This is a genomic window from Frankia nepalensis (genome assembly GCF_016786325.1).
Taxonomy (GTDB): Bacteria; Actinomycetota; Actinomycetes; order Frankiales; family Frankiaceae; genus Pseudofrankia; species Pseudofrankia nepalensis.
Genome location: NZ_JADWYU010000054.1, coordinates 1 through 9,849, shown reverse-complemented (window position 1 = coordinate 9,849; position 9,849 = coordinate 1). Strand labels below are relative to the sequence as shown.

The 9,849-nt window shown below is 71.9% G+C and carries 5 protein-coding genes and 1 pseudogene; 4 read left to right on the top strand and 2 right to left on the bottom strand.

The window, feature by feature from the left end; all coding sequences use genetic code 11:
• On the top strand, positions 1 to 451 hold a 451-nt coding region (locus tag I6A81_RS02485; RefSeq protein ID WP_238441441.1), incomplete at its 5' end, for a hypothetical protein.
• 11 nt (positions 452 to 462) lie between these two features.
• Here I6A81_RS02485 and I6A81_RS02480 read toward each other — a convergent pair.
• Complete coding sequence (locus tag I6A81_RS02480) at positions 463 to 2,130, bottom strand: serine/threonine-protein kinase (protein ID WP_203001226.1); 1,668 nt, start codon at positions 2,128 to 2,130, stop codon at positions 463 to 465.
• Between the two features lie 747 nt (positions 2,131 to 2,877).
• The gene (locus I6A81_RS02475) at positions 2,878 to 5,130 is read right to left on the bottom strand and encodes a (Fe-S)-binding protein (protein WP_203001224.1); all 2,253 of its coding nucleotides are present in this window, start codon (positions 5,128 to 5,130) and stop codon (positions 2,878 to 2,880) included.
• Positions 5,131 to 6,085: 955 nt separating this feature from the next.
• Here I6A81_RS02475 and I6A81_RS02470 point away from each other — a divergent pair.
• The 3 genes and pseudogenes from I6A81_RS02470 to I6A81_RS42890 all read left to right on the top strand — a co-directional run.
• Positions 6,086 to 7,381 (top strand): nuclease-related domain-containing protein, encoded by a 1,296-nt coding sequence (locus I6A81_RS02470; protein ID WP_203001222.1) that lies wholly within the window; start codon positions 6,086 to 6,088, stop codon positions 7,379 to 7,381.
• 422 nt (positions 7,382 to 7,803) lie between these two features.
• Positions 7,804 to 9,624: a molecular chaperone DnaK gene (gene dnaK / locus I6A81_RS02465; protein ID WP_203001220.1), complete on the top strand. Its 1,821-nt coding sequence runs from the start codon at positions 7,804 to 7,806 to the stop codon at positions 9,622 to 9,624.
• Positions 9,621 to 9,849 (top strand): annotated as a pseudogene (locus I6A81_RS42890) (hypothetical protein); the annotation flags it as partial. The gene dnaK and the pseudogene I6A81_RS42890, both read left to right, overlap by 4 nt.

Here is a 9,849-nt window from a genome sequence, read left to right as displayed (position 1 = left end):
GGGGGGGGGGGGGGGGGGGGGGGGGGGGGGGGGGGGCGCCCGGCGCGCGGGGGGGCGGGGGCGGGGGGCGCGGGCGCGCGCCCCGCCCCGCGCCGAGCCCACCGAGCAGTTGCGGGGCGAACTCGCCGAGGACGACCTGCGCCTGCTGGCCGCGCTGTGCGAGGGCCTGCTGCGCAGCGGGGGCGTGGGCGAGCCGGTCAGCACCCGTGAGGTCGCCGACCGGCTCGGCCTGAGCCGCAAGGCCGCGGAGAACCGGCTCGCGCGGCTGCGGACCAGGCTCAGCTCGCTGGGTGTCGACGGGCTGCAGGGCACCAGCCTGGGGATCCCCGAGGACGACCAGCCCGCGGACTCGCCGGCCAGCGGGTCGGCCGCGAACTACGTCGCGCACCTCGGCCGGCTCGCCTACGCGAACGGGTGGGTCCTCGACGAGGACCTCCGCCTGCTCGGGTGAGGCGCGCCGGGTCAGCAGGGCCGGTGGACCGCCGGGGGCGCTCCCTCGCCGGCCGTGAACGTGTAGGTGGTCCCGGTCTCACGGAACAGCACGGTCTGGCCGACCGCCGTGCTCTTGACGGTGCCGCTGTCGGCCTGAATCTCGAGGTACCGCCCGCACTCGTCCTCGCCCGCCGACGACCCGGTGGTACCCCATTTCCTGATCACGCCGTCGTCGCCGCGCCCGAGGAGGATGAGGGTCGTTCCCCCACAGTCGCCGCTGTAGAAGCGGACCTTGGCGAAAGCGGCGTCACCGAACTGGCCGTAGAAGATGGTGAACACACAGTTACCGTCAAGGAGCTGTGGCGTGAGGAGACCGGCCGGCCAGGCATAGGTCACCCCGTCGGCGGACGAGGACGGGGCGACCGGCGGCGGGGCCACGGTCGCGCCTTCGCCGCCGGCCGGTGGGCTGGAGCCGCCGGTGGTGGGTCCCGCCGACGTCGACGCGCCGCCGGACGGCGCCCCCGGCGAGCCGGGCGGCGGGGACGTGACCTCGACGTCCTCGCCGGTCGGCCCCGGCTGGGAGCTGGTTCCGGGTTCCGGGCGGTTACCGTCGGTCACGTCCTGGCCCCCCGTCGGGTCCGGCCAGAGGAGCCAGGCAGCACCCCCGGCGAAGCCCAGCAGCGCCAGAGCGACGCCGACGGCGACGGCGGCCCGTACCGCGCCTCGACGGCGTGGCCGCGTGGTGGGCAGCGTCGGCGGCGGTGGGCTCGGCAGCGTCGCCGGATCCGTCGGGCTCGCCGCCCGCGAGAGCGCCGACTCACCCGACGCGAGCCGCGCGCCGAGCGCGGCGAGCCGGTCGGCGACCTCGCTCGCGCGCGGGCGCCGCGCCGGGTCGGTCACGCTCATGTGAGCCAGCAGCACCTCGAGATCGGCGAGGACCTCGGTGGGGCTCGTGCCCAGTGCCTCGGTGTCGGTCACGTCCGGATCGAGGACGCGCTCCGGGGCGGCCAGGCCGTCACCGCCGACGAGCCGCCGCAGGTCGCGCAGGGTCTCGGCCAGGGCGAAGACGTCGCCGGCGGCGGTGGGAACGGCCCCCTCGAGCAGCACCTCCGGCGGCTGGTAGCGAGGCGTCCCCGGCGCGCGGTAGCCGGGCCGGGGCACGAGGCCGGCGCTGGCCAGCCGGGCCAGGCCGAAGTCGCCCACCCGCGCGGTCCCGAGGTGGTCGAGCAGGATGTTGCCCGGCTTCACATCCCCGTGCACCCAGCCCAGCCGGTGCGCGAACGCGAGCGCCTGGGCGACCTGCCCGCCCAGCTCCAACAGCGCGGCCACCGCCGCCCGTGGCGCCCAGTCGGGGGCGTGGGCCAGGTCGGCGGCCCAGCCGAGGGACGACCCGCCGGCGCAGTAGTCCATTTCCAGCCAGGCCCACGCGCCCCGCAGGTGCAGGTCGTGGACGCCCACCACACCCGGGTGATGGGAGAGCGCGACAAGCGCGTCCACCTCCGCGCGCAGCGCCCGCTCGCGCAGGGCCGCGCCCGAGCCGAGCGGGAACGCCTTGAGGGCGACGACCTTCCCGATGGACGTCTTCGTCGCGCGGTAGACGTGCCCCTGCGCCCCTCGGCCGGCCAGCGTGATGTCCGTGAACCCGGTCAGGTCCGAAACCGGCGGGCTCGGTTCCCCTCGTTCGGCGCGCGCGGTCACGGCGACGCGCTACGGCACGAACGGACAGCCCGGCACCCGCCGTGTCCGCGAGCGCCGCGCCACCAGGTGCTGTGTCACCAAATGCTGTGTCACCAAATGCTGTGCCATCGAGTGTTGTGCGCTTGAGTGCTGTGCGCTTGAGTGCTGTGCGCTTGAGTGCTGTGCGCTTGAGTGCTGTGCGCTTGAGTGCTGTGCCATCGATCCCACCTACGACGCGGACAACCAGGCCGGCAACTGCCCATCGTAGACAATAGATGACATAGGGTGCCCCCGCGCGGCCATGTCTCCGCGCCCCTCCCAGAAATGGCGCCGGCCGCCGTGGGGTGTTCCACCGGCGAGTGGTCCGGGCCCGCGCGGTCGACTACTTCGCCGTCTACCGCGAGCGGACAACGGCCATGCCGGGCCGTCTCCACTCGCGGCAGGCGCCCCGGCCCCGCCAGGGCGCGATGTGATCAGGTCGAGCCAGGACTTCTGGGCGAAGTGCTCGTCGCCGCATGAGGTATGGGGGCGAAAGGCGGCGCATTCGCCACCACTGGACATGACCGGAACCCATGGCTGACTGGGAGCCGGTTTGGGGCTGGCAGCCAGGGCTTGGTCAGCCTGGGCTGCGCCGCGCGGGGTCAGGTCGGGCCAGGCCCGGAAGGGCGAACGGCCCGGGCGACGGGGTCGCGCCGGGCCGTTCGGTGGAGCGGGTGCCGGGGTCAGCCGGCGGGTCAAGCCGTCAGCCGGGGCCGGCCGTCAGCCGGATCAGCCGACCGGGGCGGGCTCCGCGTCGTCGCCCGCGGCGGCGGGGGTGGCCGGGGCCAGGGAGCGGGCCAGCAGCTGGGAGACGTCGAGGACCTCGACGGTCTCCTTCGCCGTGCCGGCCAGCTTCTGCTCGGTCACCGCGTCGGAGAGCATGACGATGCAGAACGGGCACGCGGTCGACACGACGTCGGGGTCGAGGCCGAGCGCCTCCTCCACCCGGTTCGAGTTGATCCGGGTACCGATCTTCTCTTCCATCCACATCCGCGCGCCGCCGGCGCCGCAGCAGAAGCCGCGGTCCTTGCAGCGGTGCATCTCCTGGCCGCGCAGGCCCGGGATGGCCTCGAGGATCTCCCGGGGCGGGGTGTAGACCTTGTTGTGCCGGCCGAGGAAGCACGGGTCGTGGTAGGTGACCGACGACTCGATGGGGTTGATCGGCACCAGCTTCCGCTCCTCGACGAGCTTGCCGAGCAGCTGGGTGTGGTGGACGACCTCCCAGGCGCCGCCGAGCGCCGTGTACTCCTTCGACAGGGCGTTGAAGCAGTGCGGGCAGGTCGCGACGATCTTCTTGACGCCGGTCTCGTTGAGCAGCTCGATGTTGGCCTTGGCCATTTCCTGGAAGAGGTACTCGTTGCCCAGGCGACGGGCCGGGTCACCGGTGCAGGACTCCTGCGAGCCGAGGATGGCGAACGAGACACCGGCCATGTCGAGCAGCTCGGCGAACGCCCGGGAGACCTTCTTCGCGCGGTCCTCGATCGCGCCGGCGCAGCCGACCCAGAAGAGGTACTCGACGTCGTCCGGGATCTGCTCGCCGTCGCCGATGATGCGCACCTGGAACGGCAGGCCCTCGGTCCACTCGGTCCGGCTGCGCGGCGAGACGCCCCACGGGTTGCCGTTGTTCTCCAGGTTGCGCAGCATGACGCCGGCCTCCGAGGGGAACGCCGACTCGATCATCACCTGGTAGCGGCGCATGTCGACGATGTGGTCGACGTGCTCGATGTCCACCGGGCACTGCTCGACGCAGGCGCCGCAGTTCGTGCACGACCAGAGCACGTCGGGGTCGATGACCCCGCCTTCCTCCTCCGTGCCGACGAGCGGCCGCTCGGCCTGGGCCTTGCCCGGCTCGGGCACCCGGCCGAAGCCGGACTCGGGCACGTGGTGGACGTGGTGCTCCTCGGCTTCGTGCCCCTCGCCCGGCGCGTGGTCGTGGCCCTCGTGCGCCGCCGCGACCTTCGCGTCCCAGGCCGCGTCGCGGGACTCGGCATCGGTGCCGGCCAGCAGGTACGGGGCCTTCGCGAACAGGTGGTCGCGCAGGTCCATGATGACGAGCTTCGGCGACAGCGGCTTGCCGGTGTTCCAGGCCGGGCACTGGCTCTGGCAGCGGCCGCACTCGGTGCAGGTGGAGAAGTCGAGCATCGCCTTCCAGGAGAAGTCCTCGACCTTGCCCGCGCCGACGATCGGCTCGTCCTCCTCCATCAGCTTCTCGATGTCGGGGGTGGTGCCGAGCGACCCGAGCGCCTTCGGCTGGCGCTTGAGGACGACGTTGATCGGCGCCAGGAAGATGTGCAGGTGCTTGGAGTAGGCCACCAGCACCAGGAAGCCCATGATGATCGCGAGGTTGACCAGCAGGAACACGGTCTCGATGTGCTCGTTCGCCGTGTGGCCGGCCGGCTCCAGCGGGAGGCTGACGATCCAGGACGCGAAGGCCCACTTGGTGTCGCCCTGCGGGTGGGTGCCGGCGTTGAACTGCGCGCCCCGCGTGATCAGCAGGGTGACGATGACCGCGGAGATCATCCCGATGATCACCCAGGCCGGGCCGAGGTGCGAGCCGTAGAACCGGGACTTGCGCTCCAGCCGCTTCGGCGCCCGGTTGACCCGGATGATCGCGAAGGTGATCAGGCCGGCGAGCACGGCGACGGCGAAGAAGTCCTCGATGAAGCCGATCGCGGCCCAGTGCCCGAACAGCGGGATGTGGAAGTCGTGGTCGAACAGCGCGCCGTAGGCCTCGATGATCGTGAGCAGCAGGATCGTGAAGCCCCAGAACGTGAAGGCGTGCGCGAGTCCCGGCACCGACCACTTGAGCAGCTTGCGCTGGCCGCCGACCTCGCTGATCTCGCTCCAGATGCTGGCCCGCAGGTCGTCGAGGCGACCAGGAGCCGGCTGCCCGGTGCGGATCAGCTTGAACAGCCAGAAGAATCGCCTTCCGGCCACCGCAAGGGCGATCAGCGTGATCGCCCCACCGATCGCGATTCTCACTGTTCCTCCAATTGACTCCGCGAACGGGGCGTAGCCTACTCGTACTGCACGGTAACTTGTGGCCGAGAGTGTCCCTCGCCACCAGCACAGCCCGGCGCCGGACGAAACTCCGCCAACATCACTCCACCAACATCCCGATCACCCGACCCACGATCGGGCCCGCCCCCGGCTCTCGGGCTCTACCTCATTACCAGGTTGGTCGGGGCGCCCTGGCGCCCCGACGGCGGAGCGGCGATGGATGCGCAAGCATCCTCATCGCCGACCGCCGCATCCCCGACCCTGCCACGACGTGGTCCGGCAGGCACGAGTTCCTGCTCCGCAATTGGGACGTAAGGGCTCGCATCCCCCACTGGTTGGCCTGGAACAGGTGACTCACTCGCCGAGGACACCGTCAGGTCGACCGTTCGGCCACCCGGCGTCTCGGCCCGCTGCTACCCTCGGTCGCAGCTAGCCGTCAAAATCAGCACTTTCCGCACCGTCCGCCCCACCCTGGCCACGTGGCGCGCCCGACCGCCAGCGGCGCCCGGCCGTCGGCGCGCGGCCCGCCTGGCCGTGGTCCGCCGTGAGCCGTGGCACACCGCCCGGGCTCGCGCGCCGCCGCGCGCCCTCGGGCGCGGTCGGACCGGCTTCGCCGGGCCGGCTGGTCCGGGTCAGGACCGGGCGCGGCGGCGATCGAGGGAGGGGGGTCCGCCATGCCCGGCGTCCGGCCCGTCTCCCACTGCGCGTGCTCGGCGCGCGGCGGCGGCGCGTGTCCCGCGAGCACCAGGACCAATGGCCCAGTCGCGACCAGATCCATCAAGCCTTGTGCGGCGACAACGACGCGCCGCAAGATGGACCCCGCCAGCGGCTTGCTCGCCCGCCGTCACGTCGCGCGCTGACACGGGTCCGCACTTGGCCACACATGTCACAGGCTTCGAACCTCCGTTGAACACCCCTGCGAACCACGGTGGGCACGATGGCGACGATCACCAGGCCGGCGATGAAGCGCAAGACCGGACGCCCTGGTCAGTACCTACAGTCCGAGTACCGGCGTGCCCGTGAGCACCAGGCCCTGGTCCGTCGGGACCGGCTCGCCCGGGTGCTGCCGCGCTCGCTGGCCAAGTCCGTGCCGGTGGCGCTGCTGATCTGCCTGGTCCTGGCCTTCGGGGTCAGTCTGCCCGGCGGCTACGCCGTCCTCGTGTTCGTGCTGATCGTCGGCGGCTGGAGCGGCGTCATCGTCCTGTCGTCGTTCGGCGCGGACAAGGAGGTCGAGTCGCTGCGGGTCAGCGCCGAGGCCGAGCACAAGACCGCGCGCGCCGTGGCCCGGCTGCGCCATCGCGGCTGGGTCGTCATGCACGACATGCTGGTGGCCAACGCCGACGCGACGGTCGGCCATCTGCTGGTCGGGCCCGGCGGCGTGCTGGTGCTCAACAGCGAGCCCGCGCGCGGGGTGGTTCGCTACACCAAGAAGGTCGCCAGCGTGGACGGTGAGCCGCTCACCGCGGCCATCGAGCGGGCCAAGTTCCTGGCCGACCAGATCCGCCTGGACCTGCGGGCCGCGGTGCCGCTGATCAAGATCCCGGTCAGCCCGGTCCTCGTGATGACCGAGGCCGACGTGCTGTGGAACGACGGCGCGGTCGACGGGGTGACCATCATCAGCATCCGTCAGCTCGTGGACTGGGCGCGCAGCCGGCAGCGCCGGCTCAACCCGGTCGAGGTCAAGCAGGTCACGACCACCGCTCGGACGCTGTTCCCGGCCTTCGTCGACAACCGGTCGCTCGACCAGGTGACGATGGGCCGCGACCAGTGGCTGATGCTGATGGACACCCTGCACACCATCCGGGAGCGGGAGGGGGACGCCTCCGGCCTGCTGGACCGGCTGGCGACGATCGAGACCCAGCTGTCCCGGCAGGCCGACGGCTTCACCCGGTCCGGCCTCGTGGACGGTCTGGACGACACGGAGAGCCTCGACGAGCTGAGCGACGAGTTCGACGACGAGGACCTCGTGGCGCCGGCGCCACGGTCCGTCGACGTCTCGGCCACGGACGGCACCACTGGCGACGACGCGGACGACGGCGGCCCCGTCCCGTCCCTCCACCCTCTCGGGCGTACCCGCGGTCGCCGGACCCGGGGCGGCGGGCGCCCCAGCCTCGCCTCCGTCCGTCCCGAGCGGGAGACTCCGCCTCCCGGCGCCTCCGGGGGCTCCCCCGGCGCCGCCAGGAACGACGCCGCCAGCCGGAACGACAAGGACCAGGCCGGCCCCGGTTCCTGACCTGACACCCCGGCCGACCTGGGGTTTCGGCCAGCCGGGGAACCCGGTCACGGACGCCCTGACGGCGCGCGGCCTCCCGCCGCGCGCCGTTTGCGTCGTGGCGGGGGCGCGCATCATGCCTGGGAAGGGATCCCGGCTCGGCAAGGTTGAGTGGACATGACTCAGGTTCGAGGAGCTATCCTAGTCACGACCATCCTGAGTCGAGCACACTCAACCTGGCTGGCGGAGGAAGCTCGCCGTGTTTGCTGACCTTCGGGCAGCTTCTCCCGCGACGTCTCCGGGGGCGACAGCCCCGACATCCGCACGGCCGGCTGAACACAACAGCACACTTAAGGGCGGCTCCGCGCCCGACACGACCTCCCAGATCGGCTTCGCCGACAGGAGCCCGGGTGAGCGGCGCCATCGGATCGAGAGGCACAGACATGGCACGAGCGGTCGGCATCGACCTCGGCACCACGAACTCCGTCGTGAGCGTGCTCGAGGGCGGTGAGCCAACGGTCATCGCGAACGCCGAGGGCTCGCGCACGACTCCGTCGGTCGTGGCCTTCGCGAAGAACGGCGAGGTCCTGGTCGGCGAGGTCGCCAAGCGGCAGGCGGTCACGAACGTCGAGCGCACCATCCGGTCGGTCAAGCGCCACATGGGCACCGGCTGGAAGATGAAGGTCGACAACAAGGACTTCACGCCCCAGCAGATCAGCGCCTTCATCCTGCAGAAGCTCAAGCGGGACGCCGAGGCGTACCTCGGTGACACCATCACCGACGCGGTCATCACCGTCCCGGCGTACTTCGACGACGCCCAGCGGCAGGCGACCAAGGAGGCGGGCGAGATCGCCGGCCTCAACGTCATGCGGATCGTGAACGAGCCGACCGCGGCGGCGCTCGCCTACGGCCTGGACAAGGGCGAGAAGGAGCAGACGATCCTGGTCTTCGACCTCGGTGGTGGCACGTTCGACGTGTCCCTGCTGGAGATCGGCGACGGCGTCGTCGAGGTCAAGGCCACCCACGGCGACACCCACCTCGGCGGTGACGACTGGGACCAGCGGGTCACCGATCACCTGATCAAGACCTTCTCCGGCCAGCACGGGGTCGACCTCGGCAAGGACAAGATGGCCCTGCAGCGGCTGCGCGAGGCCGCCGAGAAGGCGAAGATCGAGCTCTCGCAGTCGACCCAGACGTCGATCAACCTGCCCTACATCACGGCCTCGGCCGAGGGCCCGCTGCACCTGGACGTGACGCTGACGCGGGCCGAGTTCCAGCGGATGACGCAGGACCTGATCGACCGCTGCAAGATCCCGTTCCAGCAGGCGGTCAAGGACGCCGGCATCAAGGTCAGCCAGATCGACCACGTCGTGCTCGTCGGCGGCTCCACCCGGATGCCGGCCGTCGTCGACGTGGTCCGCGAGCTGACCGGCGGCAAGGAGCCGAACAAGGGCGTCAACCCGGACGAGGTCGTCGCCGTCGGCGCCAGCCTGCAGGCCGGCGTGCTCAAGGGCGAGGTCAAGGACGTCCTGCTGCTCGACGTCACCCCGCTGTCGCTTGGCATCGAGACCAAGGGCGGCATCATGACCAAGCTGATCGAGCGCAACACCACGATCCCGACCAAGCGCTCCGAGATCTTCACAACGGCCGAGGACAGCCAGCCGTCGGTGCAGATCCAGGTCTTCCAGGGCGAGCGCGAGATGGCGGCCTACAACAAGAAGCTCGGCATGTTCGAGCTGACGGGCCTGCCCCCGGCGCCGCGCGGCGTGCCGCAGATCGAGGTCACCTTCGACATCGACGCGAACGGCATCGTGCACGTCTCGGCGAAGGACCTCGGCACCAGCAAGGAGCAGTCGATGACGATCACCGGCGGCTCCGCGCTGCCGAAGGACGACATCGAGAAGATGGTCCGCGACGCCGAGCAGTACGCCGAGGAGGACCGGCTGCGCCGCGAGGAGGCCGAGACCCGCAACCAGGGCGAGTCGCTCGTCTACTCCACCGAGCGGTTCCTGGCCGAGAACGGCGACAAGATCGACGCCACCCTCAAGGCCGACGTCGAGGAGAAGCTGGCGGCGCTGCGCGCGGCCGTGGCGGGCACCGACATCGCCGCCATCCGCACCGCCACCGAGGAGCTCGGCAAGGCCAGCACCGCGATGGGGCAGTCGATGTACGCCCAGGCGCAGGCGAGCGGCGCCGCGGCCGGCGGCCCGGCCGACGACGACGTGGTGGACGCCGAGATCGTCGACGAGGAGGGTAAGCAGTGAGCTCTGCCCACGGCGCGGGGCGAGACACGGGCCAGGAGGAGCCACCGGTCGTGGTACGCGACCGGCGGCGCATCGACCCGCGCAGCGGGGAGGTCCGCGCCCAGGCGACCGAGACCGCCGGCTCAGGCACCGGCGCCGCCCCCGCGGCCCCCCGGGGCCCCGCCCCCCCGCGGGGCCGCCCGCGCGGGGGGGGGGGCGCCGGGGCGGGCCCCCCGCTGGCCGCCC

Coding starts and splice junctions, on each gene's coding strand:
- I6A81_RS02470 (WP_203001222.1), top strand. CDS start 6,086: ATGGCGACGATCACCAGGCCGGCGATGAAGCGCAAGACCGGACGCCCT.
- dnaK (WP_203001220.1), top strand. CDS start 7,804: ATGGCACGAGCGGTCGGCATCGACCTCGGCACCACGAACTCCGTCGTG.